The organism is Pseudomonas sp. NPDC089758 (assembly GCF_044748705.1).
Classification (GTDB): Bacteria; Pseudomonadota; Gammaproteobacteria; order Pseudomonadales; family Pseudomonadaceae; genus Aquipseudomonas; species Aquipseudomonas putida_X.
Genome location: NZ_JBIVGN010000017.1, coordinates 52207 through 75413 on the forward strand (window position 1 = coordinate 52207; position 23207 = coordinate 75413).

Genomic DNA, 23207 nt, shown 5'->3' on the forward strand with positions numbered 1-23207 from the left:
CGGGGCATAGTGGGGTGAATTCCGACCTGAAGTAAGCGCATGCTGCAGAATATTCCTACTCACGTCATCGCTGGCCCCTTGGGTGCAGGCAAGACCAGCCTCATCCGCCAGCTGATGGCTCAGCGCCCTGCCGACGAGCGTTGGGCGGTGCTGGTCAACGAGTTTGGCCAAGTCGGCCTGGATGCAGCGCTGCTCAGCTGTGATGAAGATGGTGTTGCCATTGCCGAAGTGGCGGGTGGGTGCCTGTGCTGCGTCAATGGCACACCGTTCCAGGTCGGGCTGGGGCGTCTATTGCGCAAGGCCCAACCCGACCGGTTGTTCATTGAACCCTCTGGGCTTGGTCACCCCCTGCAGCTGATGACCCAATTGAATCAGGCACCTTGGGTTGGGGTTCTGGCGCTGCAGCCAATGGTGATGGTCTTGGATGCTCAAGCGCTGGCGCGAGGTGAGCCGTTACCCGATGCTCAATTGCAGGCTCTGCAAGCTGTCGGCCTGGTGGTTTTCAACAAGAGCGCGGCTGTGAATGAAAATCGCAGGTTGTTGATAAGTAAGGAAATATCAGCGAAACAGGGCGTTTGGACAGAGCAGGGCTTGTTAGCTGTATCGAGCCTTCCTCGTTCCTCCATAGATGCAGTGGGCGAGAGTTCTGTGGATAAGGCCATTGTGGATAATCGCCAGCCGGCCCTCGGCACCCTGTGGGTAGACCCTCGTCAACCCATCTGTCATGCACAGCAAGGCGAAGGTGGCTGGAGTGTCGGCTGGCGTTGGCACCCCAGCCAGCAATTCGATCCACAAGCCTTGCGTGGCATGCTCGACGCTTATTCATGGCGCCGGGCCAAGGGTGTTATCCACAGCCCGGAGGGTTGGCAGTCTTTCAACGGCCTTGACGGCAACCTGCCGGCTTGGCAGCCGAGTGAGTGGCGCAAGGATACGCGCATCGAACTGATTTTCGACCAGCCCCAAGACCTGCCAGCGCTGCAGGCCGCGCTGGAGGGCTGTCGGCTGAGATGATCAGTTGTGCCAGCGATTATGTTCCTGGCGCCATTGCTTCATTTCGATCACGTTGTCGGCCCGTGGCGGCGTATTGATCTCGAACGGGTAGGGCGCCAGTTCGATCTGCACGCTATGAGCGCCAAACTGAGTCACCGTGCCTGGGTGGCGCTGTTCGCCGGTGACTGTGAACTCGAAGGCATACACGCGGGCCAGGCGCTTTCTGCCCTTGGCATCGCGCAAAAATGCAATGCGCTTGAGCGCGACGGCGTCGTCGAGCAGCTCCAGATCCAGCTTTGCACAATGCTGTTTGACCCGTTCCAAGGCTTTCTCGCGTAGCCCGTGGTTGTGCCATAACCAAGCGCCTGCCGTGGCCACCAGCATCAGGACGAAGAGATTCTCCAGGGTCAACATTTACGTATGCTCCAAACAGGTCGATCCAGCTTAACTGCGTCCCTGGTCTGTCGTACAGGTGGCAATCGAGTTCATACTGCGCGACGCACAATCCCTGAAACAGCTTTGGAAAACGCCCGCATGAAACGTACCCCGCACCTGCTCGCCATTCAGTCCCACGTGATGTTCGGCCACGCCGGCAACAGCGCCGCGGTGTTTCCAATGCAGCGTATCGGGGTCAATGTCTGGCCGCTCAATACCGTGCAGTTCTCCAACCACACTCAGTATGGCCAGTGGGCGGGCGAAGTGCTTGCTCCAGCGCAAATTCCTGCGTTGGTGGAAGGCATTTCCAACATCGGTGAACTGGGGCATTGCGATGCCGTCCTCTCGGGCTATCTGGGTAGCGCCGAGCAGGGGCGGGCGATACTGGCGGGTGTCGAGCGGATCAAGGCCGTCAACCCAAAGGCGCTGTATCTGTGCGACCCGGTCATGGGGCATTCGGAGAAAGGGTGCATCGTGCCACAGGAGGTGAGCGAGTTCCTGCTGGACGATGCGGTTGCCCAGGCTGACATTCTGTGCCCCAACCAGCTGGAGCTGGACAGTTTTTGTGGCCGGCGCGCGCAAAGCCTGGAAGATTGCGTGCACATGGCACGCGGCCTTCTTGAGCGCGGCCCGCAGGCTGTGCTGGTCAAGCACCTGGCCTACCCGGGGCGTTGCCCAGACACGTTCGAAATGTTGTTGGTCACCCGTGATCACAGCTGGCACCTGCGCCGCCCGCTGCTGGCTTTCCCTCGCCAGCCGGTCGGGGTGGGGGACTTGACCTCAGGGCTGTTCCTGGCCCGAGTGCTGTTGGGCGACAGCTGGGTACAAGCCTTTGAGTACACAGCGGCAGCTGTGCATGAGGTGCTGCTGGAAACCCAGGCCTGCGCCAGTTACGAACTGCAGCTGGTGCGGGCCCAGGACCGCATCGCTCACCCGCGTGTGCGCTTCGAGGCGCAACGCCTGGCGCTTTAAAGGGCGTCGGTCTTCAAATCCTGGTAACGCTTTTCCAGTTCCTGACGGATCTGCCGGCGTTGCTGGCCCTGGAGGAAGCGGCGCTTTTCTTCACTGGACTGCGGCTGACGCGCAGGGACCGGGACCGGGCGGCGGTTGTCGTCGACCGCGACCATGGTGAAAAAACAGCTGTTGGAATGACGCACCGAGCGTTCGCGAATGTTCTCGGTGACGACCTTGATGCCCACCTCCATGGAGGTAGTGCCGGTGTAGTTCACCGATGCCAGGAACGTGACGAGCTCGCCCACGTGCACCGGCTCGCGGAAAATCACCTGATCGACCGACAGGGTTACCACATAGCTGCCGGCATAGCGGCTAGCGCAGGCGTAGGCCACTTCATCGAGATACTTGAGCAAGGTGCCGCCATGTACGTTGCCCGAAAAGTTGGCCATGTCCGGGGTCATCAGTACGGTCATGCTCAGCTGGGCGTTTCCAGGTTCCATAGTGTGCTCACGGTGAGGTTGCGCTGAATCGGGGCGGGTATCTGCTGACACTTTCTGTTTCCCCTCTTGAAGTTTGCCTTCCTGATACGGGACGTTGACTGACGCTCCGTCGTCACGCCGATCATGCCATCAGCGGCCGTTGACCGGCCGATCTGTTTCTACATATTGCATCAGCAATATGCGGCGGGGTGCGATGTTAACCTGAGTACGCCCATGCAACATGGGCATTGCTGCATTCAATACAGCGTGTACTTGCCGCTCGCTCGGGTATGCCTTGGCAGAGGGGCGGTTTGCCCGGGCATCGAAAAGGAGTATCGCGCCATGCATGCCATCAGCTTCATCCAGGATCTGGCAGTGATCATGCTGGTCGCCGGGGTAGTGACGATTCTCTTTCATCGCTTCAAACAGCCAGTGGTGCTGGGCTACATCGTCGCCGGTTTCATCATCGGCCCACACACCCCGCCGTTCGGCCTGATTCACGATGAAGACACCATCAAGACCCTCGCCGAACTGGGCGTTATCTTCCTGATGTTCTGCCTGGGCCTTGAGTTCAGCCTGCGCAAGCTGTTCAAGGTGGGGGCCACGGCGTTCATTGCAGCGTTCCTGGAAATCGTCCTGATGATCTGGATCGGTTTCGAGATCGGCCGCTGGTTTGGGTGGAGCACCATGGATTCGCTGTTCCTCGGCGCGATCCTGGCGATTTCCTCGACCACCATCATCGTCAAGGCACTCAATGACCTGAAGATGAAAAACGAGCGTTTCGCCCAACTCATCTTTGGCGTGCTGATCGTCGAGGATATTCTCGGCATCGGCATCATCGCCCTGCTGTCTGGCATTGCGGTCAGCGGTACGGTCAGTTCCGGGGAAGTCTTTTCCACCGTCGGCAAGCTTTCGCTGTTCATGATCGTGGCGCTGGTCATCGGCATTTTGCTGGTGCCGCGATTACTGGCCTACGTTGCGAAATTCGAGAGCAACGAGATGCTTCTGATCACCGTGCTGGGCCTGTGTTTCGGCTTCTGCCTGCTGGTGGTCAAACTCGAGTACAGCATGGTGCTGGGGGCGTTCCTGATCGGTGCGATCATGGCCGAATCCCGCCAGTTGCTGAAGATCGAACGGCTGATAGAGCCGGTGCGTGATTTGTTCAGCGCCATTTTCTTCGTCGCCATCGGCCTGATGATCGACCCGAACGTGCTGCTCGACTATGCCTGGCCGATCATGGTCATCACCGTTGCCGTGGTGCTGGGCAAGATGCTTTCTTGCGGTATGGGTGCGTTCATTGCCGGCAACGATGGCCGTACCTCGCTGCGGGTGGGCATGGGGCTATCCCAGATCGGCGAGTTCTCTTTCATCATTGCGGCCTTGGGTATGACGCTGCAAGTTACCAGCGACTTCCTTTATCCGGTTGCGGTGGCGGTTTCGGCCATCACCACGCTGCTTACACCGTATCTGATCCGCGCGGCCGACCCGTTGTCGCTGAAGCTTGGCAACGTCATGCCCAGCCGGCTGTCACGCGTGCTTTCACTGTATGGCGAGTGGCTGCGCAGTATCCAGCCGCAAGGTGAGAGCGCGATGCTGGCTGCGATGATCCGGCGCATCCTGCTGCAGGTTGGTGTGAACCTGGCACTGGTGATCGCGATTTTCTTCAGCGGCGGGTATTTCGCCGTACGCATCGGTGCCTGGCTCAATGAGTGGGTCAGTGATGTCAGCCAGCAAAAGGCGCTAATCTGGGGGGCCGCGCTGTTGTTGTCGCTGCCCTTCCTTATCGCTGCCTATCGCAAGCTCAAGGCGTTGTCGATGTTGTTGGCGGAGATGGGCGTCAAGCCGGAAATGGCAGGGCGCCACACCCAGCGCGTTCGCCGTGTAGTGGCCGAAGTGATCCCGCTGCTGTCACTGCTGGTCATCTTCCTGCTGCTGTCGGCGTTGTCGGCAAGCATCCTGCCGACCAGTGAATTACTGCTGATCATCGCCGTGGTGGCCGCGATGGTAGTGGCGGTGCTGTGGCGATGGTTCATCCGTGTGCATTCGCGGATGCAGATCGCCTTGCTGGAGACGCTGGAAAACAGCCGGGAAAATACGCACTGAGGGCTCTGTGCGCGGGATTGCGGCAACCTGCGCAAAGGAGCGGTAATGATGTCGCCAGGCCACGAAGCCTGGCGACTGTGTGACTGATCAGCTTTCCAGCCAGACGTCCCGTGCCCAGTGCCAGACCGATTCCCAGCTGTCTTCGCCAACCCCTTCCTCGTCGCCATCCCACAGCACTACCGTGCCGTCTTCCTCGACGCAGTAGAAGTTGTCACCGTCCTGGCATAGCGGGATCAGGTCCCGCGGTACGCCGGCGTCCCAGGCATTGGCCGCCACATCGGGCAGGTAGGTATGGGACTGGGGATCGGTGACGGTCACCGGCTCCAGAGAGCCGTACACCACGTCACTGACGGTCAAGAGGAACTCTTTGAACACGAACGGAATGTTGATGAACAGTTGTTCCTCGATCTCGACCAGTTGGTCCTCGTCGGGAAGCTCCAAAGGTACCGGCACCGGTTCATTGGCTTCACGGAGTTGTTCGATCACTTCTTCCACGGTTCATTTCCTCCAACCTTGATGTCATCGCTGCGCGTTATACCCTAGTAGGGCGGTCTGGCAAAAGCAAAAACCCCGGGGCTAGCCCGGGGTTTTTTGTGCAACGTGCGACGGTTAACCGTTTTGGCGGATACCGGCGACCAGCCAAGGCTGGTTCTCGCCCTGGGCACGAACCATGTGCCAGCTTTCGCTGAACGGTTCGCCCTGGTCGAAGCGCGAGGTCTTCGACACGCCACGGAAGGTCAGGGTGGCGTCGGTACGGTCGGCGCGATCGTCGACACCGTCCAGTTGCACATCGAGGTTATCGATGTAGGTCGCCTGGAAACCATCACCCAGGTCAGCACGCTCACGCTTGAGGAACTCCAGCATCTGCGGCGTGACGAACTCGGCGATCTTGTCCATCTCGTTGGCATCCCAGTGCTGCTGCAGCGCCTGGAAGTGGCTACGGGCTGCAGCCAGGAAGCTCTGCTCGTTGAACCAGGCCGGGCCATTGATGGCCGGTGCGGCTGGCGCTGCAGGTGCAGCCGAGCCACCGAAGATCGACGGCTGGGCAGGCTGGCCATGGGCTTCACGCTGGAACGGCGCATGGCCCGGAGCGGCCATTTGCGGCTGCTGCTGGCGGCGCCGTGCGGCGATGAAGCGGAACACCAGGAACGCGATCAGGGCGACGATCAGGAAGTCCATGATCTGCAGGCCCTCGAAGCCGTCACCCATGAACATGGAGGCCAGCAGGCCACCGGCGGCGAGGCCGGCCAATGGGCCCAGCCAGCGCGAAGCACCGCTGGCGGCGGCCGGGGCACGGCCAGGAGCGGTCGGTGCGGCGGCAGGCGTGGTTGGCGTAGCCTGGCGGGTCTGGTGGATTGGCGCGGAGCCCGAGCTCTTGCCGCCGCCGAAGCGCTTGGCGTTGGCGTCCAGGCTCAGCGTCAGGCCGACGCAAAGCGCCAGTGCGATGCTAAGAAAACGTTGCATAAATGGGATTTCCCCTGTTGTGGATTGCACGCGCGTCATGTTGCACAGGTTCCTGTGCACATGACCAGCGACATAATGTTTCCAGCTTTTGCCTAAATATTTCAGCGCGCCCTGAAGGCCTCAGATAGCTTCGAGCTTGGCATAGCCGAGCATCAGCCACTTGCTGCCCTCGGCAAAGTTCACCTGCACACGGGCCTGTGCGCCGGAACCCTCGAAGTTGAGGATAACGCCTTCACCGAATACCGAATGCTGTACCCGCTGGCCTAGATTGAAAGCGGTCTGTGGAATGTTGGCATTGGCGAACATGCTGCTGGCGCTGGTGCTCTTGGCACCGCCGAACGGGCGGCTGACGCTGTTCGAAAGACGCACTTCCTGAACCAGGCCTGGTGGAATCTCCCGGACGAATCGTGACACTTTGTTGTAGGTCTCACTGCCATACAGCCGACGCGTTTCGGCATAGGTCATGAAGAGCTGGCGCATGGCACGGGTAATGCCCACGTACGCCAGGCGGCGTTCTTCTTCCAGGCGGCCTGGCTCTTCCAGGCTCATCTTGTGCGGGAACAGGCCTTCTTCCATGCCCACCAGGAACACGTAGGGGAACTCCAGGCCTTTGGCGCTGTGCAATGTCATCAGCTGAATGCTGTCTTCGTGCTCGTCAGCCTGGGCCTCGCCGGCTTCAAGCGAAGCATGACCGAGGAAGGCCGACAGAGGCGAAAGGTCGGCGTCATCGTCAGTGGCTTCGAAGTTGCGAGCGGCGCTTACCAGCTCCTCAAGGTTTTCTACCCGTGCCTGGCCCTTTTCACCCTTTTCTTCCTGGTGGTAGATGATCAGACCGGACTGCTCGACGACTGTCTGCGTCATGGTATGCAGGGGCATGTCCGCGACTTTTCCAGCCAGGCTTTCAATCAGCTCGATGAACGCGCCCAGCGCACTGGCCGCCCGGCCTTTGAGGGCCTTGGCGGCGAGCAGTTGGCACATGGCTCCCCACATCGACAGTTGACTGTGGCGAGCATGTTCACGAATGGCCTCGACAGTTTTCTCGCCGATGCCACGCGGTGGCACATTGATTACCCTTTCGAGGGCGGCGTCGTTGCCACGGCCTTCTATCAAGCGCAGGTATGCCATGGCGTTCTTGATCTCGGCGCGCTCGAAGAAGCGCTGGCCACCGTAGATGCGGTAGGGGATGCGCTCGCGCAACAGGGCTTCTTCCAGCACCCGCGACTGGGCGTTGGAGCGATACAGGATGGCGATCTCGCTACGCGAATGGCCTTGCTTGATCAGGCTCTCGATGGTCTCGACCACGTAGCGCGCTTCGTCATGCTCGTTGTAAGCCGCATAGAGGGTCAGAGGCTCTCCCTCGCCCAGGTCGGTCCACAGCTCTTTGCCCAAGCGGCCGCTGTTGTTTGCGATCAGCGCGTTGGCAGCTTTGAGAATGCCCCCTGTGGAGCGGTAGTTCTGCTCCAGGCGGATCATCTCGGCGTCAGGGAAGTCAGCCGTGTACTGGTGGATGTTTTCAATCTTGGCGCCGCGCCAGCCGTAAATCGACTGGTCGTCGTCGCCCACCGCCATCAAGCTGCCGCCGTCCTTGCCAGCCAGCAGTCGTAGCCAGGCGTACTGCACGGCGTTGGTGTCCTGGAACTCGTCCACCAGCAGGTGGCGGAAGCGCCGCTGGTAGTGTTCGAGCAGGCTCGGGTGGTCGCGCCACAAGTCCAAGGCACGCAGCAGCAGTTCGGAGAAGTCGATCACCCCGGCGCGTTCGCAGGCCTGTTCGTAGGCTTCATAGATGCTACGCATGGTCCCCAGGAACAGATCGCCGCCGGCCTGGATATGCTGCGGCCGCAGGCCTTCGTCCTTCTGCCCGTTGATGAACCACTGTGCCTGGCGCGCGGGCCAGCGCTGCTCGTCCAGACCCAGCTCGCGGATCACCCGCTTGACCAAGCGCTGCTGGTCGTCACTGTCGAGGATCTGGAAGTTTTGTACCAGGCGCGCTTCCTGCCAATGGGCGCGCAACAAGCGGTGCGCCAGGCCGTGGAAGGTCCCCACCCACATGCCGGCCGGGTTGATGCCCAGCAATTGCTCGATGCGCTGGCGCATTTCAGCGGCGGCCTTGTTGGTGAAGGTCACCGACAGGATCGAGTGCGGTGAGGCCTGCTCGACCTGGATCAGCCAGGCGATGCGATGCACCAGCACGCGGGTTTTACCGGAACCGGCGCCAGCAAGCACCAGCTGACGCCCGAGCGAGGCCGCGACGGCCTGGCGTTGGGCATCGTTGAGGGAGTTCAGCAGGAGGGAGAGGTCATCTGTGTGCATCCGGCCATTCTAGGGGCAGGCCGGTTACGGGGCAAACGCCTACTGTATAAATATTCACCTTCGAGGGCTGTCGCTCATCGGGTTCTGGCTACAGCACAATGCCAAACCGCTCGCAGCGGTCTGGCATTGTCAGGCTCAGTCGTTGACTACACGGTGCCCGATCTCGAACATTTGCGGACCGTCGTCCTTGATGATTTCCAGCCTTGTCCACGAGCTCGCACGTTCGCGCCGGAAAAATACTGGTTTCTCGGTAAGGACCTGCAGGTTGATCTCCCCGTTGTCCACCAGATGCAGCTCAAGCACTTCCCAGCCACCTCGGTGACGTACCCTGGGTTCTATCAGCACAGGCACAATACCCGGGTGGCCAACGGTCACCGTTCCCCGCACTTCAAAGCAGGCTGGTTGGCCTGGCGCTTCAATGTTGTACGCTTGCAGGTTTTCGATTTTGCTCATGATGGATCCTTGTCAGTTGAGTTTGCGCCCAATGGCGCAATGCAACTTTCTCCACTACAAGGGAGCATTTGAACGGGGACGGCGTTCTTCTGTGCCAACATTTGCCGCCACCTTCATGCTTGGGTGAAATCGGCAATGGCTTCAGCTGTGCCAGGTTCTGCCCTGGTGTGCCAGCAGGCTGTTGGCTTGATCCGGGCCTGTGCTACCTGCAGCATAGTGGCGGGGTGCTTGAAAATGATCCTCCCAACCCTGGATGATCGGGTCTATCCAGGCCCATGCCGCTTCAACTTCGTCGCGCCGCATGAACAGGGTAGAGTCCCCCTCGAGTACATCCAGCAGCAAGCGCTCGTAGGCCTCCCAGCGACGGGTCTGGCCGAACACCTGCGCCAGGTTCAGGTCGAGGTCGACCGGCTCCAGGCGCATGCCCTTGCCCGGGCTCTTGGTCATCATGCGCAGGCTGATGCGCTCGTCTGGCTGCAACTGGATCAGTAGCTGGTTGACCTGGCCACCGCTGAACAGCTCATGCGGCACGGGCTTGAACTGAATGACGATCTGCGACGAGCGCCGTGCCATGCGTTTACCGGTGCGCAGATAGAAAGGCACGCCAGCCCAGCGCCAATTGTCGATGTGGGCGTGGACGGCGACGAATGTTTCAGTGTCGCTGTCATTGTCCACGTCCTTCTCGAAGTAGTAGGCGGGCACCTCCTGGCCGCCGATGTGCCCGGCACCGTACTGACCGCGCACGGTCTTGTCCTGAACGTCCTGGCCGCTGATCGGCTTGAGAGCGCGCAGAATCTTGACCTTCTCGTCGCGGACCGCCTCGGCCTCGAACTGCGCGGGCGGCTCCATGGCTACCAGGCACAGCAGCTGCAACAGGTGGTTCTGCAGCATGTCGCGGGTGGCACCGGCCCGGTCGTAGTAGCCGCCTCTGTTTTCTACACCGAGGGTTTCACACACACTGATCTGCACATGATCGACCTGACCGTTGCGCCATACCGGCTCCAGCAACGCGTTGGCGAACCGCAGGGCCATGAGATTCTGCACGGTCTCCTTGCCCAGGTAGTGATCGATGCGAAACACCTGCGATTCCTCGAACACCGCGCCGATCGCTTCGTTGATGGCGGTGGCTGACTCAAGCGAATGGCCGATCGGCTTCTCCAGCACGATGCGTGCCTCGTGGTCGGCCAGCCCCGCCACCCGCAGGTGGTTGGCAATCGGCACGAACAGATTGGGCGCTGTGGCCAGGTAATAGATGCGGGTCAGCCCGCCGGGCTCGCCGAGGTAGCGGGCCAGGCGTCCGAAGTCGGCGCTTTGCGCGGCGTCCATGGGAAAGTAGTCAAGGCGTGCGCAAAAGCGTTGCCACACCTCTTCGTCGAACTCACTCCGGGCGATCTGCGCCCGGCAATGGCGTTCGGCGAGCTTCAAATAGTCGTTGCGCGACAGGTTGCGACGGGCCAGGGCAATGATGCGCACGGCAATGTTCAGACGTGCCTCGCGATACAGGTGATAGAGCGCCGGTAGCAGTTTGTGCAGGGCCAGATCGCCAGTGCCACCGAATACCAGAATGTCGCAAGGAATAGTCAAACCACCACTCTCCACGTTCGTTTAACTGGGCGGGTTGGCGTCCATGTAGTATAACTACAAGAAAGCTACATCCCGGCCAGCCGATCATAACCGAGTCCAGCCCGTGAATCTGTTGCAACATATCGCCCAATCGCGCCACCTGCTGCGCAAATCGGAACTGAAAGTGGCCGACCACGTGCTGCTGGACCCGGCCGCCGTCATGCACAGTTCGATGGCGGACCTTGCACACAGCGTGGGTATCAGCGAGCCGACCATCGTGCGGTTTTGCCGGGCGATCGGCTGTTCAGGTTTTCAGGACCTCAAGCTCAAGCTGGCGCAGAGCCTGGCTGCCGGCGCCAGCTTCGGGCAGTTCGCCATCCATGAGGACGACTCGGTTGCCGATTACAGCCTGAAGATTTTCGACACGACCTTGCACACCCTGATGGAAGTGCGAGAGCACCTCGACCCGCACGCGTTGCAGCAGGCAGTGAGTGCCATGGCGCAGGCGCAACGTGTGGAGTTCTATGGTTTTGGTGCATCCGGCGCGGTTGCTGCCGACGCGCAGCACAAGTTTTTCCGCCTGTTGCTCAGTGCCGCCGCCTACTCCGACCCGCACATGCAGGCCATGTCGGCGGTGACTCTCAAGCCGGGTGACGTGGCGGTGTGCATTTCCCAGTCCGGGCGTTCCAAAGACCTTTTGATCACCGCCAACCTCGTGCGTGAGAGCGGCGCCAACCTGATCACCCTGTGCCCCAGCCAGACCCCGCTGGCCGAGCTTTCGACCGTCAACCTGGCGATCGATGTGCACGAAGACACGGAAATCTATACCCCGCTGACTTCTCGTATCGCCCACCTGGTGGTGATCGACGTGCTGGCCATGGGTGTAGCAATGGCCCGCGGCCCGAGCCTGGTCAACCACCTCAAGAGCGTGAAGCGCAGCTTGCGAAGCCTGCGCTTGTCGCCCAAGTCGATCAAGGCGATGGATGACTGAGCCTTCTTCCCCGACATTTGTATCGATTGCGGTTAATCGTCAGTTATCGATAGTTGCGACTATGCCAGGACGAATGGTGGCAGTGGCGACCAGCACGTTGTGCAGGTAAAGCTGCACAGCAATTTGTTCACCGGTATACCCTGGCACCTTCGTCAATTTGAGGAGTTTCCTCAAGCCCTTGGTATTTTGCGGGTATTCCCTGGTTTCCATCATGAGGTCCACTTCCAGCACATCGGCTTCACTATGGGCTGTTCGAGGCACCATCACCGGGTAATCTGCGGCATTGAGCACTGAAATCGCTCCCGCGATGTATAGAACGCTGGCCTCGTCTGCGTTAGTTTCATGGAAGGCTTCAAAAGAGATGTTGTCGTTCATTTGTTTCTCCTGTTGTTGCACCTTTTGTGCAACTTCAGTATTTCAATACGATTGTTTGATAAGCATTTGGAAATGCTTGCCAAGTCACTGGAAGTGCCGAGTATCAGTAAAAAGTTCACACGTTGGTCACGCTTTCTGCGCTAAACAGTAAAAAAACGACGTCAGTCTGAAGCTCCCCGCACTCGATCAGGGAGACAGACATGGCTCGTGACTTCGATGGCTCGTACCAACCTAACGCCAAAGCCCGTAAACAGCAGGAAAAGGATCAGCGCCGCATGGAGTACCGCCGCGCGATCGAAAGCTATTGCGACCAACGACAACTTCTCCGCGACTTGGCGGATTACCCCGAGTTGGAAGTACTTACAGTGTGGCAGGCTTCAGCTGCAAGTTCCCCGAAAAGCGCTCAACAAGCGCGCTGATCAGCGCACGTTCGCTGCGGATGAATGCCAAAAAGGCCAAGGCTACCGGTGACTGCCGCTTGGCCTTTGCCTGCACCACACACCAGCTGCGGTACAGCGGCAGTTCCTCCACCGGCAACTCTTTCAGCACGCCCATGGCCAGTTCCATGTTCACGGCATGGCGGGTCAGCAAGGCAATGCCTAGGCCGGCGATGACGCATTCGCGCTGGGCATCGGCAGAGGCGACCTCCAGCGTCTGGGTGAAGTGCACACGCTTGTCCTTGAAGTACTCTTCACAGGCTTTGCGGGTGCCTGAGCCCTGTTCACGGACCAGCAGGGTATGAGGCTCCAGGTCCTGCAGGCGCAAGTGCTCGAGTTTGCACAACGCATGGTCCGGCGGCGCCACGGCGATGATCGGGTTGTTGAGAAACGGCAGAAACTCCAGGCCCATGTCCTGCGGCACCATAGACATGATGATCAGGTCGTCACGGTTATCGGAAAGGCGCCGGATCGCTTGGGCGCGGTTGACGACGGTAAGGGTCAGGTTGACCTCAGGGTGACGTTGCTTGAAGGCGGCGAACAGGTGAGGAACGAAGTATTTGGCACTGGATTCGATCGCCAGTTTCAGTTGCCCTTGCAGTGAGCCCTGCATGTCCGAAAGCTGCATGTCGAGGCTTTCCAGGCGCCCGAAAATATCCCGACTGGCGCGCTGCAGCGCCTCGGCGGCTTCGGTCAGGTAAAGCTTCTTGCCGACGTATTCGAACAGCGGCTGGCCCACCAGCTCTTCCAGCTGACGAATTTGCAGACTAACGGCGGGTTGCGTCAGCGCCATTTCTTCGGCGGCGCGGCTGTACGAGCGCAAATCGCACACCTCATTGAAGACCTGTAGCTGACGTAATGTCATACGCATCAAGGACTTACGCATTTTTATTATGGGCTCCGGTAAAACCTTGTTACCTAACTATAAGCTTTTGCTAATACAGTCCCTAACAAATATTGATTTTTGTTTATCGACCTACAGCGCTAGGGTGAATATGCGACTGGCCAACGACACTTGGTCACGCGCCGACCGGTAGAACCGGCTCGATTGTTCCTACGGCTTTGGGAAGACTCCAGTGATAAAAAAAATCCTGATCGCCAACCGGGGTGAAATCGCAGTTCGCATCGTGCGTGCCTGCGCCGAGATGGGCATTCGCTCTGTCGCGATCTATTCCGACGCCGACCGTCACGCTTTGCACGTCAAGCGCGCTGACGAGGCCTACAGCATTGGTGCCGAGCCGCTGGCGGGCTACCTGAACCCGCGCAAGCTGGTGAACCTCGCTGTGGAAACCGGCTGTGATGCCCTGCACCCGGGCTACGGTTTCCTGTCGGAAAACGCGGAGCTGGCAGAGATCTGCGCCGAGCGCGGTATCAAGTTCATCGGCCCTGCCGCTGAAGTCATTCGCCGGATGGGCGACAAGACAGAAGCGCGCCGCACCATGATTCAGGCCGGCGTGCCCGTGACCCCAGGCACCGAAGGCAACGTTGCCGACATACACGAAGCGCTGAGCGAAGGCGAGCGTATCGGTTACCCGGTGATGCTCAAGGCCACCTCCGGCGGTGGCGGTCGGGGCATTCGCCGTTGCAATAGCCGTGAAGAGCTGGAGCAGAACTTCCCCCGCGTCATCTCCGAAGCTACCAAGGCCTTTGGTTCTGCGGAAGTGTTCCTGGAAAAGTGCATCGTCAACCCCAAGCACATCGAGGCGCAGATCCTGGGCGACAGCTTCGGCAATGTGGTGCACCTGTTCGAGCGTGATTGCTCGATCCAGCGCCGCAACCAGAAGCTCATCGAAATTGCCCCAAGCCCTCAACTCACGCCCGAACAACGTGCCTACATCGGTGACCTGGCGGTCCGTGCAGCCAAGGCTGTGAACTACGAGAACGCCGGTACTGTGGAGTTCCTGCTCGCCGATGGCGAGGTGTACTTCATGGAAATGAACACTCGCGTGCAGGTCGAGCACACCATTACCGAAGAAATTACCGGTATCGATGTGGTTCGCGAGCAGATCCGTATCGCCTCGGGCCTGCCGCTGTCGGTCAAGCAGGAAGACATTCAGCACCGCGGCTACGCGTTGCAGTTCCGCATCAACGCTGAAGATCCGAAGAACAATTTTCTGCCCAGCTTCGGCAAGATCACCCGCTACTACGCCCCAGGCGGCCCGGGTGTGCGCACCGATACAGCGATCTACACCGGTTACACCATCCCACCGTTCTATGACTCCATGTGCCTGAAACTGGTGGTATGGGCGTTGACCTGGGAAGAAGCCATGGATCGCGGTCTGCGGGCCCTTGACGACATGCGCGTGCAAGGGGTGAAGACCACCGCCGCGTACTACCAGGAAATCCTGCGCAATCCGGAATTCCGTAGCGGCCAGTTCAACACCAGCTTCGTCGAAAGCCACCCTGAACTGACCAACTACTCGATCAAGCGCAAACCCGAAGAGCTGGCCCTGGCCATCGCCGCCGCCATCGCCGCCCACGCAGGCCTATGAATGCAGCTGCAAGCTGTGAGCGACCCGCTGCAAGTTGAAGCGAATCGGCTTCATCTTGCGGCCTGTAGCTTGAAGCTTGCCGCCATGAGGAGATAAGAATGTCCAAGAAGATCTTTGTTACCGACACAATCCTGCGTGACGCCCACCAGTCCCTGCTGGCTACCCGCATGCGTACCGAAGACATGCTGCCGATCTGCGACAAGCTCGACAAGGTCGGCTACTGGTCGCTGGAAGTCTGGGGCGGCGCCACGTTCGATGCCTGCGTGCGTTTCCTCAAGGAAGACCCGTGGGAGCGCCTGCGCAAACTGCGCAATGCGCTGCCCAACACCCGCTTGCAGATGCTGCTGCGCGGGCAGAACCTGCTGGGCTACCGCCACTACAGCGATGACGTGGTCAAGGCGTTCGTCGCCAAAGCGGCGGTCAACGGTATCGATGTGTTCCGCATCTTCGATGCCATGAACGACGTGCGCAACCTGCGCGTGGCCATCGAGGCGGTCAAGGCTGCTGGTAAGCACGCCCAAGGTACCATCGCTTACACCACCAGCCCCGTGCACACCATCGAAGCCTTCGTGAACCAGGCCAAGCAGATGGAAGCCATGGGTTGCGACTCGGTAGCGATCAAGGACATGGCTGGCCTTCTGACCCCGTATGCCACCGGCGAGCTGGTCAAGGCGCTGAAGGCCGAGCAGTCGCTGCCGGTGTTCATCCATTCCCACGATACTGCAGGCCTGGCCGCCATGTGCCAGCTCAAGGCTGTGGAAAACGGTGCAGACCATATCGACACCGCCATTTCGAGCTTCGCCTGGGGCACCAGCCACCCGGGTACCGAATCGATGGTCGCCGCGCTCAAGGGCAGCGAGTTCGATACCGGTCTGGACCTGGAACTGCTGCAGGAAATCGGCCTGTACTTCTATGCCGTGCGCAAGAAGTACCACCAGTTCGAAAGCGAGTTCACTGCGGTGGACACCCGCGTGCAGGTCAACCAGGTGCCAGGCGGGATGATTTCCAACCTTGCCAACCAGCTCAAGGAGCAGGGCGCACTCAACCGCATGAACGAAGTGCTGGCCGAAATCCCACGGGTGCGGGAAGACCTGGGCTTCCCACCGCTGGTGACCCCGACCTCGCAGATCGTCGGTACCCAGGCGTTCTTCAACGTACTGGCCGGCGAACGCTACAAGACCATCACCAACGAAGTGAAGCTGTACCTGCAGGGCGGTTATGGCAAAGCGCCGGGTGTGGTCAACGAGCAACTGCGCCGCCAGGCGATCGGCAGCGAAGACGTGATCGATGTGCGCCCGGCCGATCTTCTCAAGCCGGAAATGACCAAACTGCGTGCCGATATCGGCGCCTTGGCGCGCAGCGAGGAAGATGTGCTTACCTTCGCCATGTTCCCGGATATCGGCCGTAAGTTCCTCGAGGAGCGTGAAGCCGGCACCCTGACGCCCGAAGCGCTGCTGCCGATCCCGGAAGCCGGTGCAGTCGCCGCCCCGGGTGGTGAAGGCGTGCCGACCGAGTTCGTCATCGACGTGCACGGTGAAACCTACCGCGTCGACATCACTGGCGTTGGCGTCAAGGCAGAAGGCAAACGCCACTTCTACCTGTCGATCGACGGCATGCCGGAAGAAGTGGTGTTCGAGCCCCTCAACGAATTTGTCGGCGGCGGCAGCAGCAAGCGCAAGCAGGCCAGCGCGCCAGGCCACGTCAGCACGACCATGCCGGGCAACATCGTCGATGTGCTGGTCAAGGAAGGCGACACCGTCAAGGCCGGCCAGGCGGTGCTGATCACCGAAGCGATGAAGATGGAAACCGAAGTGCAGGCGGCCATCGCCGGCAAGGTCGTAGCCATCCATGTGGCCAAGGGCGATCGCGTGACGCCGGGCGAGATCCTGATCGAGATCGAGGGCTGACATAAGCCCTCATCTACAAGCGGTTAACCTCTGGGGAGCGGATGCTCCCCTTTTTTTGCGTGGCTGTCAGGCCCTTGGCGAAGCGCGCGGCGCTCGATCTGAAGGCCAGCTCACGCATCACTCGGCGCAGCTGGGCCTAGCGCTGATAGCCCTTGCCAAAATGCCGCTCCAGCCTGGCCTGGGCCAGTTCGAGCAGGATCGACAACACCCAGTAGATCACCGCAGCTGTCGTCAGCATCTCCAGGTAGCGATAGCTTGAGCGGCCATACGACTGGGCCAGGAACATCACTTCCCAAACACCCATCACCGAAATCAGCGACGAGTCCTTGAGCATCGAGATGAACTGGTTGGCGGTCGGCGGGATGATGGTGCGCATGGCCTGCGGCAGGGTGATGTGCCAGAAGATCGCCACCGGGCGCATGCCCAGGGCGAGCGCTGCCTGGCGCTGGCCCACGGCAACGCCAATGATGCCGGCCCGGAAGATTTCGCTCAGGTAAGCACCATAGTTGAGCGACAGGGCGATGATGCCCGCTGCGATTGCACCTGGCACCAGGCCCACTTGGGGCAAGCCGAGGTAGATCAACAGGATCTGGATCAGCAGTGGCGTGCCGCGGAAGAACGAGGTGTAGAAGCTGGCCACGCCGAACAGTAGCGCGCTGTTTGACAACCGCGCCAGGGCGGCGGCAAAGCCCAGCAGCACCGATATCACCATGGAGCACAAGCACAGGAACAGGGTCAGCGCAGCGCCCTGGAGGAACCCGTTGGGCCCTAGCTTGAAGCCCGCCAGGTTGGGGAATTTCTCGACGATGATCGAGAAATTCAGATCAAAACTGAGAAAGAAGCCCACGAACAGCAGCAGCAACACCAGCCACGTCAGGTACAGACGGGTGCGAAAGCCGAAAAGGCTTGAACCCGTCGAGGCGGCGACGGGTTTGGGGGCAGGTTGATGGGCGCTCATTTACTGATGTCGGCGCCGATCCACTTCTGCGACAGCTTGGCCAGCGTGCCATCGGCCTTCAGCTCGGCGAACACCTGGCGCAGCTTGGCGTCCCACTCCGGGTCGCCTTTCTCGATGGCGACCGCGTTGGGCTCTTCGTACAGCGGCTCGCCTGCCAGTTTGAAGCGCTTGTCCTGATTCAGGCGTGGTTGCGCGGTCACCAGGTTGGTCAGGATCGCATCCAGGCGCACGCCTGCTCCCAGGCCGAGGTCCTGGAAGGCGACGTTGTCGGTGTCATAGGGGGCAATCTGGACAAAATCGAAGGGGTACTCGATTTTCTTGTCTTCCGCGCCTTCGATCACCAGGTTCTTGTTCAGGTAGCTCTCGTAGCTAGAGGCACTGGTCAGGCCGACCTTGAGGCCGTTGAGGTCCTTGGCCGAGTGAATCCGCTCATCCTTGGCATTGACCACGATCACCGCAGGCGAAGCGTAGTACTCGACCGGGAAATCGAACACCTGGGCGCGGGCTTTGCTCGGCGTCATCGAACAGATGCACAGGTCGTAGCGACCACTCCAGCGGCCCGCAGCAATGACATCCCAGGAGGGCGTTTCCAGCCGCAGCTTTACGCCGAGCTTGGCCGCGACCGCCTTGGCGACATCGACGTCAAAACCATCGAGCTGGTTCTGGTCATTGAGGAAGGAGAACGGTGGGTAGCTCTCCATCAATACGTTGACGACTTCCTTGCGCGACTCGACGCGGTCCAGTGTGGCACCGGCAAAGGCTGCAGAGGTGGCGCTGAGGGCCAGAAGGCCTGCGCAAAGCAAGGAGGGCAAACGCATGAAGACACCTGAAAAAGTTGTTAAAAAAACAGATTTCGATATTTAATAGTTATAAGCTTAAAGCCACCAGTGAATATTATTCATATCAATATAAGCGGAAGTTATATGGGCGACTGGACGTTGGAAATTCTTGATGGCGGTATGGGTCGGGAGCTGCAGCGCCGAGGCGCGCCGTTCCGCCAGCCGGAGTGGTCGGCACTTGCACTGAGCGAAGCGCCGGACGCCGTAGTGGCGGTGCATGCCGCTTATATCGAAGCCGGTGCCGGGGTGATCACCAGCAACAGTTATGCAGTGGTGCCATTCCACATTGGTGAAGACCGCTTCGCCGATGAAGGCTTCGCCCTGGCCGCCACCGCTGGTCAGCTGGCGCGTACGGCGGCGGATGCCAGCCCACGGCCAGTGCGAGTCGCTGGTTCATTGCCACCGCTGTTCGGCTCCTACCGCCCTGACCTGTTCGAGCCGCAGCGTGTGGCCGAGGTCCTGCTCCCATTGGTGGTGGGCTTGGCACCGTATGTGGATCTGTGGCTGGCCGAGACCCAGAGTGCGATCGCAGAAGTGCAGGCAATTGCCGCCCAGCTGCCTGCAGACGGCAAGCCGCTGTGGGTGTCGTTCACCTTGCAGGATGAAGAGGTCGGCGACGTACCGATGCTGCGCTCTGGTGAAACTGTGAGCGCAGCTGCCGAAGCGGTGGTAACGCTGGGCGTCAAAGCCATGCTGTTCAACTGCAGCCAGCCGGAAGTGATCGGTGCTGCCATCGACGCTGCACGCGAAGTGTTCGAGCGCCAGGGTGTGGACATCGCCATCGGCGCCTATGCCAACGCGTTCCCGCCGCAACCCAAGGACGCCACCGCCAACGATGGCCTGGATGAGTTGCGCGAAGACCTCGACCCGCCGGGTTACCTGAGCTGGGCCCAGGACTGGCGCCAGCGTGGTGCCAGCCTGCTTGGCGGATGCTGTGGCATCGGCCCAGAGCACATCGCTGAGCTCAAGCGTAACCTGAGCTGAACTTCAGCCCTGCTCGCGACAGGCTTCCAGCGTTTTCGACTGACCTTCGGGGCGCTGGTTGTCGGCACTCAGCCAGCGCTCGAAAGCCGCCGCCACGGCAGGCCACTCCTCATCGATAATCGAGTACCAGGCCGTGTCGCGGTTCTGGCCCTTGATCACCATGTGATTGCGGAACACACCCTCGTAGGTGAAGCCAAAGCGCTCTGCTGCGCGCTTGGAGCGGGCATTGGCGTTGTTGCACTTCCATTCCAGCCGGCGATTACCCAGTTCAAACCCTAGCTTGCCCAGCAGGTATACCGCCTCGGTGCCTTTGGGGGAGCGTTGCATGGCTGCACCGAAGGCGATATGCCCGATCTCGATGCGGCCATGGGCAGGCACGATCGACATCAGGCTGAGCATGCCTTGTACCTGGCCGCTGCTGCGGTCGATGACGCTGTAAAAAAGCGGATCGCGGCTGGCAGCATTGTCTGCAAGCCATTGATCGAACGGACCACGCTCGGCGAACGGGCCATAGGGCAGGTAGTCCCACAGTGCGGGATCGCAGTGCGGACCTTGCAGCACTTCCCAGAGATCGTCGGCATGCCGCGCCGGGTCGAGCTTCTCCAGACGGATGAAACGCCCTTCAAGCGACTCGGCCTGGGGCAGGGCTGCAGGTTGCCAGTTACTTGGTTGACTCATGCGTTGCTCCCGTCTCACAACGTTTGGCGAAATTGGATGAAGCCGGGTCGCTCTGCGACCTGCTCGTACAAGCCGATGGCGGTCGTGTTGGTTTCATGCGTCAGCCAGTGCACCTTGCAGCAGCCGGCCGCTTTGGCACTGGCGTTGACCCGTTCGATCAGTTGGCGACCAACGCCCAGGCCGCGCTGCTCGCTGTCAACGTACAGGTCCTGCAGGTAGCAGGCGTTACCAATGCTCCAGTTGGTTCGATGATAGATCCAGTTGACCATGCCTACCGCCTTGCCATCGAGCCAGGCCAGTGCCGAGTGGGTCGGCTCCTGTGGGTCGAGGATGCGTTGCCATGTCACGGCGCTGACTTCATCGGCCAGTTCGGTTTGATAAAAGCGCAGGTAGGCCTGCCACAGGTGCAGCCATGCAGCATGGTCGTTGGCGCTGACGGGGCGCAGGATGATGTTCGGCATGGGGATGTTCCTTCAGGGCGTACGCATCTGCGCTGCCAGTTGATTGTTGAGCGGGTCGGTACTGCTGGCCAGGCCTTGGCGCACACCTTCCATGTCCTGCGTCGAGCGGTTCTGGCTGAGTTTGCGTGCACCCTGCAGCCGTGCGATGGGCAGACGGAAGCCGACGATGGCGCGCAGCATGCCTTCGATGTAATCGCTGGGTGCATCGGTGACTTTCCATGGGGCGCTGCGCCCTTGTTCGTGCAGGTCGGTCAGGCGGCTGACGATATCCAGCAGGCCGGGGCCGCCTTGCACCACCTCAGCGGCGCCGTAGGCATGCACCGCCAGGTAGTTCCAGGTGGGTACCACCTTGGGGTTGTCGAGCTTGCTCGGGTAGTAGCTGGGGCTGACATAAGCGTCTGGGCCGGTGAATACCAACAAGGCTTCTACACCTTGCTCCAAGGCCTGCCACTGAGGGTTGGCACGGGCCAGATGGCCGTAAACGGTGCCCAACTCACCTTCGCTGGCATCGATCAACACGGGTATGTGACTGGCCAGCAGGCCGGGTTCGCCGTGGGTGACGAGCAGGGCCAGGCGGGTTTCGCGCATCTGTTGATGCAGGCACTCAAGGTTGTGTTCCTGGTGCGGTTTGCTGTTGTACATGGGCCGATCCTTGTCGATTGGCTCCATCGTAGGCAGGCTATTGGTTCAGGTTAAGAGCCATTCACGATGATTTTGATAGGTCCAATGCGATGAGCGAGCACCCTTTGGTATTGCCATTCGATCCTGCCGGGATCGTCCTCGACCAGCGCCGAGGGTTGAGTCAGCAGCTGTATAAAGCGCTGCGTGCTCGGGTGCTGGATGGACGCTTGAGCAGCGGCACGCGCCTGCCGGCGACACGAGACCTGGCAAGCATGCTCTCGCTCTCGCGCAACAGCGTGGTACGGGCCTATGACCAGCTTTACGCCGAGGGCTACATAGAAAGCCGGGTAGGAGACGGCACCTACGTTTGTCATCTGCCAAAACTATCCACACAACTGTCCACAGGGTTATCCCATGGCTTATCAACAGGGTTATCCACAAAATGCCCGGAAAGCACTGAGGATTTATCCAGGTGTGAACGCTCCAGCGAGCGCCTGGAGCGTCTGAAAAATAACCATCTGCCATCCCCAAAAGCCGGCCCGTCACGGGCATTTCGAGTAGGTGTTCCAGCGTTCGACCTGTTCCCTTTCAACGTCTGGGCCAAGCTGCAAGCGGGCTTCTGGCGAAACCCAGATCCAGCGCAGCTTGGTTATGGCGACCCGGCGGGCGAGCCATTGTTGCGTGAGTTGATCGCTGCGTATCTACGTCGGTCACGGGGCATGTCGTGCACGGCTGGACAAATTGTGATCACCAATGGTGCGCAGGAGGCCATAAGCCTTTGTGCACAGCTGTTGATGCAACCGGGGGATGAGGTGGCTGTGGAAAACCCCGGGTATCGTGCCGCCGGGCATGCCTTTGCCGTGGCGGGCGGGCGGGTGAGAGGCGTGCCGGTAGATGAAGAGGGCCTCGACTGCGCCAGGCTAGCCCACGCCGGCGACTGTCGCTTGGTTTACGTCACCCCAGCGCACCAGTATCCGACGGGGGTAACCATGAGCCTTGCCCGCCGCTTGGCGTTGCTGGCCTGGGCCGAGCGCCAGGATGGCTGGATCATCGAAGATGACTACGACGGTGAATACCGTTACAACGGGGCACCGCTGGCCCCGTTGGCGGCTTTGGACCGGCAAGGGCGAGTGCTGTATGTCGGTACCTTCGGCAAGATCGCTTTCCCAGCGCTGCGCCTTGGCTACTTGGTATTGCCGGAGCGGTTGGTGCAGGCTTTCAGCCAGGGCAGGGCGCTGGCAGTGCGGCATTCAGAAGTGGGAACCCAGTGCGTGATGGCTGAGTTCATGGCTCAGGGGCATTTTCAGCGGCACGTACGCCGCATGCGCCGTGCGGCGCTGAGCCGGCGCAACGTGCTGAAGGCCGGGTGGCCTGGTGATGTGTCGGGGCTGGCGGCGATGCCGGACGTTGCAGCGGGGCTGCATGTGAAGGTCGATGTGGATAACTTTGCGCGCGAGCAAGAGCTGGTGGCCAAGGCCGAGGCGGTGGGTGTGGAGGTGAATCCACTTAGCAGTTACTGGCTTGAGGACAGTGAGGTGCCTGTGGATAAACGTGCGGGGCTGGTGCTTGGGTTTGCGGCAGTACCAGAAGGGGAGATTGCCGAGGCGTTGAGGCGCTTGCGCAAGGCTTGGAGATAAACCCCGCCTGGAATCGCGAACGGCCCGCAAAGCGGGCCTCGCAGTGTTGCATGCTGCTCACGCCGTCGGCCGCAAA

The 23207-nt window shown here is 60.4% G+C and carries 23 protein-coding genes; 9 read left to right on the forward strand and 14 right to left on the reverse strand.

Going from position 1 to position 23207, the window contains the following annotated elements:
- The first annotated feature begins 39 nt into the window (after positions 1-39).
- Positions 40-1011, forward strand: coding sequence for a CobW family GTP-binding protein (locus tag ACIPZH_RS20935; protein ID WP_400637665.1), 972 nt, complete (start codon positions 40-42; stop codon positions 1009-1011).
- Here the strand turns inward: ACIPZH_RS20935 and ACIPZH_RS20940 are convergent, their stop codons facing one another.
- Complete coding sequence (locus ACIPZH_RS20940) at positions 1012-1404, reverse strand: DUF3301 domain-containing protein (protein WP_241806838.1); 393 nt, start codon at positions 1402-1404, stop codon at positions 1012-1014. It abuts the gene before it with no gap.
- A 120-nt stretch (positions 1405-1524) separates the two neighbouring features.
- On the opposite strand from ACIPZH_RS20940, the gene pdxY reads away from it, so the two are divergent.
- Positions 1525-2397 (forward strand): pyridoxal kinase PdxY, encoded by an 873-nt coding sequence (gene pdxY, locus ACIPZH_RS20945; RefSeq protein ID WP_400637667.1) that lies wholly within the window; start codon positions 1525-1527, stop codon positions 2395-2397.
- On the opposite strand, the gene ACIPZH_RS20950 is transcribed toward pdxY, so the two are convergent.
- Positions 2394-2879, reverse strand: coding sequence for an acyl-CoA thioesterase (locus tag ACIPZH_RS20950; RefSeq protein WP_241806836.1), 486 nt, complete (start codon positions 2877-2879; stop codon positions 2394-2396). The genes pdxY and ACIPZH_RS20950 overlap by 4 nt on opposite strands.
- Positions 2880-3200: 321 nt before the next feature.
- Here ACIPZH_RS20950 and ACIPZH_RS20955 point away from each other — a divergent pair, with 321 nt between their 5' ends.
- On the forward strand, positions 3201-4961 hold the full coding sequence (locus ACIPZH_RS20955; protein ID WP_349975552.1) for a cation:proton antiporter: 1761 nt from the start codon (positions 3201-3203) through the stop codon (positions 4959-4961).
- Between the two features lie 87 nt (positions 4962-5048).
- Here ACIPZH_RS20955 and ACIPZH_RS20960 read toward each other — a convergent pair whose 3' ends face one another.
- The 5 genes from ACIPZH_RS20960 to zwf all read right to left on the reverse strand — a co-directional run bounded on the left by ACIPZH_RS20960 (position 5049) and on the right by zwf (position 10772).
- The gene (locus ACIPZH_RS20960) at positions 5049-5456 is read right to left on the reverse strand and encodes an SMI1/KNR4 family protein (RefSeq protein WP_012316884.1); all 408 of its coding nucleotides are present in this window, start codon (positions 5454-5456) and stop codon (positions 5049-5051) included.
- Between the two features lie 114 nt (positions 5457-5570).
- Positions 5571-6425 (reverse strand): Tim44 domain-containing protein, encoded by an 855-nt coding sequence (locus ACIPZH_RS20965; protein WP_400637669.1) that lies wholly within the window; start codon positions 6423-6425, stop codon positions 5571-5573.
- Positions 6426-6545: 120 nt separating this feature from the next.
- Positions 6546-8735, reverse strand: coding sequence for a DNA helicase II (gene uvrD, locus ACIPZH_RS20970; RefSeq protein WP_267819710.1), 2190 nt, complete (start codon positions 8733-8735; stop codon positions 6546-6548).
- Between the two features lie 135 nt (positions 8736-8870).
- Positions 8871-9188 carry a hypothetical protein gene (locus ACIPZH_RS20975; RefSeq protein ID WP_267819708.1) on the reverse strand — a complete coding sequence of 106 codons (318 nt, stop codon included), beginning with the start codon at positions 9186-9188 and terminating at the stop codon, positions 8871-8873.
- Positions 9189-9329: 141 nt separating this feature from the next.
- Positions 9330-10772, reverse strand: coding sequence for a glucose-6-phosphate dehydrogenase (gene zwf, locus ACIPZH_RS20980; protein WP_400623993.1), 1443 nt, complete (start codon positions 10770-10772; stop codon positions 9330-9332).
- Between the two features lie 103 nt (positions 10773-10875).
- Between zwf and hexR the strand changes: the two genes are divergently transcribed.
- Positions 10876-11742 carry a transcriptional regulator HexR gene (gene hexR, locus ACIPZH_RS20985; protein ID WP_012316879.1) on the forward strand — a complete coding sequence of 289 codons (867 nt, stop codon included), beginning with the start codon at positions 10876-10878 and terminating at the stop codon, positions 11740-11742.
- A gap of 39 nt (positions 11743-11781) precedes the next feature.
- Here hexR and ACIPZH_RS20990 read toward each other — a convergent pair whose 3' ends face one another.
- Positions 11782-12117, reverse strand: a complete 336-nt coding sequence (locus ACIPZH_RS20990) for a hypothetical protein (RefSeq protein WP_400637670.1) — start codon at positions 12115-12117, stop codon at positions 11782-11784.
- Between the two features lie 200 nt (positions 12118-12317).
- Here ACIPZH_RS20990 and ACIPZH_RS20995 point away from each other — a divergent pair, with 200 nt between their 5' ends.
- The gene (locus ACIPZH_RS20995) at positions 12318-12536 is read left to right on the forward strand and encodes a PA3496 family putative envelope integrity protein (protein WP_400637672.1); all 219 of its coding nucleotides are present in this window, start codon (positions 12318-12320) and stop codon (positions 12534-12536) included.
- Here ACIPZH_RS20995 and ACIPZH_RS21000 read toward each other — a convergent pair.
- Positions 12478-13425 carry a LysR family transcriptional regulator gene (locus ACIPZH_RS21000; protein WP_400637705.1) on the reverse strand — a complete coding sequence of 316 codons (948 nt, stop codon included), beginning with the start codon at positions 13423-13425 and terminating at the stop codon, positions 12478-12480. The genes ACIPZH_RS20995 and ACIPZH_RS21000 overlap by 59 nt on opposite strands.
- 205 nt (positions 13426-13630) lie before the next feature.
- Between ACIPZH_RS21000 and ACIPZH_RS21005 the strand changes: the two genes are divergently transcribed.
- Positions 13631-15046, forward strand: coding sequence for an acetyl-CoA carboxylase biotin carboxylase subunit (locus tag ACIPZH_RS21005; RefSeq protein ID WP_012316877.1), 1416 nt, complete (start codon positions 13631-13633; stop codon positions 15044-15046).
- A 98-nt stretch (positions 15047-15144) separates the two neighbouring features.
- Positions 15145-16953, forward strand: coding sequence for a sodium-extruding oxaloacetate decarboxylase subunit alpha (gene oadA / locus ACIPZH_RS21010; protein ID WP_241806826.1), 1809 nt, complete (start codon positions 15145-15147; stop codon positions 16951-16953).
- A 136-nt stretch (positions 16954-17089) separates the two neighbouring features.
- Here the strand turns inward: oadA and ACIPZH_RS21015 are convergent, their stop codons facing one another.
- Positions 17090-17911, reverse strand: a complete 822-nt coding sequence (locus ACIPZH_RS21015) for an amino acid ABC transporter permease (RefSeq protein WP_400637674.1) — start codon at positions 17909-17911, stop codon at positions 17090-17092.
- Complete coding sequence (locus ACIPZH_RS21020; RefSeq protein ID WP_400637675.1) at positions 17908-18729, reverse strand: ABC transporter substrate-binding protein; 822 nt, start codon at positions 18727-18729, stop codon at positions 17908-17910. The genes ACIPZH_RS21015 and ACIPZH_RS21020 overlap by 4 nt, the downstream gene beginning before the upstream one ends.
- A 105-nt stretch (positions 18730-18834) precedes the next feature.
- On the opposite strand from ACIPZH_RS21020, the gene ACIPZH_RS21025 reads away from it, so the two are divergent.
- Entirely contained in the window at positions 18835-19734 is a 900-nt protein-coding gene (locus tag ACIPZH_RS21025; protein ID WP_400637676.1) for a homocysteine S-methyltransferase family protein, read from the forward strand.
- 3 nt (positions 19735-19737) lie between these two features.
- Here the strand turns inward: ACIPZH_RS21025 and ACIPZH_RS21030 are convergent, their stop codons facing one another.
- Genes ACIPZH_RS21030 through ACIPZH_RS21040 form a run of 3 tightly spaced genes read right to left on the reverse strand, consistent with a single transcriptional unit; the run spans position 19738 to position 21515 of the window.
- On the reverse strand, positions 19738-20412 hold the full coding sequence (locus ACIPZH_RS21030) for a GNAT family N-acetyltransferase (protein ID WP_400637678.1): 675 nt from the start codon (positions 20410-20412) through the stop codon (positions 19738-19740).
- Positions 20413-20426: 14 nt separating this feature from the next.
- Positions 20427-20873 carry a GNAT family N-acetyltransferase gene (locus ACIPZH_RS21035; protein WP_241806820.1) on the reverse strand — a complete coding sequence of 149 codons (447 nt, stop codon included), beginning with the start codon at positions 20871-20873 and terminating at the stop codon, positions 20427-20429.
- A 12-nt stretch (positions 20874-20885) separates the two neighbouring features.
- Positions 20886-21515, reverse strand: a complete 630-nt coding sequence (locus ACIPZH_RS21040; protein WP_400637679.1) for an FMN-binding negative transcriptional regulator — start codon at positions 21513-21515, stop codon at positions 20886-20888.
- Between the two features lie 89 nt (positions 21516-21604).
- On the opposite strand from ACIPZH_RS21040, the gene ACIPZH_RS21045 reads away from it, so the two are divergent.
- A complete protein-coding gene (locus tag ACIPZH_RS21045) occupies positions 21605-23131 on the forward strand; it encodes a PLP-dependent aminotransferase family protein (RefSeq protein WP_400637681.1) in 1527 nt (508 codons plus the stop codon).
- Positions 23132-23207: the final 76 nt, after the last annotated feature.

Excerpts from the sequence above, each read along its gene's own strand:
- ACIPZH_RS20935 (WP_400637665.1), top strand. The coding sequence starts at position 40 with ATGCTGCAGAATATTCCTACTCACGTCATCGCTGGCCCCTTGGGTGCA.
- ACIPZH_RS20940 (WP_241806838.1), bottom strand. The coding sequence starts at position 1,404 with ATGTTGACCCTGGAGAATCTCTTCGTCCTGATGCTGGTGGCCACGGCA.
- pdxY (WP_400637667.1), top strand. The coding sequence starts at position 1,525 with ATGAAACGTACCCCGCACCTGCTCGCCATTCAGTCCCACGTGATGTTC.
- ACIPZH_RS20950 (WP_241806836.1), bottom strand. The coding sequence starts at position 2,879 with ATGGAACCTGGAAACGCCCAGCTGAGCATGACCGTACTGATGACCCCG.
- ACIPZH_RS20955 (WP_349975552.1), top strand. The coding sequence starts at position 3,201 with ATGCATGCCATCAGCTTCATCCAGGATCTGGCAGTGATCATGCTGGTC.
- ACIPZH_RS20965 (WP_400637669.1), bottom strand. The coding sequence starts at position 6,425 with ATGCAACGTTTTCTTAGCATCGCACTGGCGCTTTGCGTCGGCCTGACG.
- uvrD (WP_267819710.1), bottom strand. The coding sequence starts at position 8,735 with ATGCACACAGATGACCTCTCCCTCCTGCTGAACTCCCTCAACGATGCC.
- ACIPZH_RS20975 (WP_267819708.1), bottom strand. The coding sequence starts at position 9,188 with ATGAGCAAAATCGAAAACCTGCAAGCGTACAACATTGAAGCGCCAGGC.
- ACIPZH_RS20990 (WP_400637670.1), bottom strand. The coding sequence starts at position 12,117 with ATGAACGACAACATCTCTTTTGAAGCCTTCCATGAAACTAACGCAGAC.
- ACIPZH_RS20995 (WP_400637672.1), top strand. The coding sequence starts at position 12,318 with ATGGCTCGTGACTTCGATGGCTCGTACCAACCTAACGCCAAAGCCCGT.
- ACIPZH_RS21000 (WP_400637705.1), bottom strand. The coding sequence starts at position 13,425 with ATGCGTATGACATTACGTCAGCTACAGGTCTTCAATGAGGTGTGCGAT.
- oadA (WP_241806826.1), top strand. The coding sequence starts at position 15,145 with ATGTCCAAGAAGATCTTTGTTACCGACACAATCCTGCGTGACGCCCAC.
- ACIPZH_RS21015 (WP_400637674.1), bottom strand. The coding sequence starts at position 17,911 with ATGAGCGCCCATCAACCTGCCCCCAAACCCGTCGCCGCCTCGACGGGT.
- ACIPZH_RS21020 (WP_400637675.1), bottom strand. The coding sequence starts at position 18,729 with ATGCGTTTGCCCTCCTTGCTTTGCGCAGGCCTTCTGGCCCTCAGCGCC.
- ACIPZH_RS21025 (WP_400637676.1), top strand. The coding sequence starts at position 18,835 with ATGGGCGACTGGACGTTGGAAATTCTTGATGGCGGTATGGGTCGGGAG.
- ACIPZH_RS21030 (WP_400637678.1), bottom strand. The coding sequence starts at position 20,412 with ATGAGTCAACCAAGTAACTGGCAACCTGCAGCCCTGCCCCAGGCCGAG.
- ACIPZH_RS21035 (WP_241806820.1), bottom strand. The coding sequence starts at position 20,873 with ATGCCGAACATCATCCTGCGCCCCGTCAGCGCCAACGACCATGCTGCA.
- ACIPZH_RS21040 (WP_400637679.1), bottom strand. The coding sequence starts at position 21,515 with ATGTACAACAGCAAACCGCACCAGGAACACAACCTTGAGTGCCTGCAT.
- ACIPZH_RS21045 (WP_400637681.1), top strand. The coding sequence starts at position 21,605 with ATGAGCGAGCACCCTTTGGTATTGCCATTCGATCCTGCCGGGATCGTC.